We start from the raw sequence: 250 nt of genomic DNA on the forward strand, positions 1-250 counted from the left end.
CGTGCTCAGCTTCAGGCTGTTGACCAGCGCGGCGAAGTACCCCGTGCCTTCAAACAGCGACGAGTACGCGTCCAGCGACAGGTGAGAGAGCTTCTTCAGCGTGGACGACAAAATTTTCTGACTGGTCAGGCTGCCAAACAGGTTGACCGGCTCTCCCGTCAGGCTGACGAGCAGGATGGAAAACAGCGGGACCAGCAAAAACACAAGGAAAAAGAGATAAATCAACCATTTCAGCACGGTAAAGCCGTTG

1 pseudogene is annotated in these 250 nt (G+C 54.4%); it reads right to left on the reverse strand.

The annotated features are described in order from the left end of the window. Positions 1-250: pseudogene (locus tag LD028_RS09265) on the reverse strand (ABC transporter permease); the annotation flags it as partial.

The organism is Anoxybacillus sp. LAT27 (assembly GCF_022030075.1).
In the GTDB taxonomy this organism is placed as follows: domain Bacteria; phylum Bacillota; class Bacilli; order Bacillales; family Anoxybacillaceae; genus Anoxybacillus; species Anoxybacillus kestanbolensis.